Annotated in this window: 1 protein-coding gene; it reads right to left on the reverse strand. The window is 69.1% G+C overall.

Annotated features, from left to right (window positions below):
- On the reverse strand, positions 1-256 hold a 256-nt coding region (locus tag ACQG3P_RS20555; RefSeq protein ID WP_426806080.1), incomplete at both ends, for an alpha-amylase family glycosyl hydrolase.

Below are 256 nucleotides of genomic sequence, written 5' to 3' on the forward strand. Positions count from 1 at the left end.
GCAGCGCGCCGCCTGCCAGCGGCGCCGTCCAGTTGATATCGAACCAGTGGGCATACGCGCGGCCGCGGCCGTGTTGAAGCACGTCCCACCACCAGCGGTTGTATTCGTGCGCGGCCATGTGGTTGGGCACGATGTCCAGCACCAGCCCCATGCCACTCGCCCGCGCCAGGTTGGCAAGCGCGCGCAGGGCACGTTCGCCTCCCAGCTCGGGGTTCACTTCGGTCGGGTCCACCAGGTCGTAGCCATGGGTCGACCC

The sequence above is a fragment of the Stenotrophomonas sp. SrG genome (assembly GCF_050031795.1).
GTDB classification, from domain to species: domain Bacteria; phylum Pseudomonadota; class Gammaproteobacteria; order Xanthomonadales; family Xanthomonadaceae; genus Stenotrophomonas; species Stenotrophomonas rhizophila_A.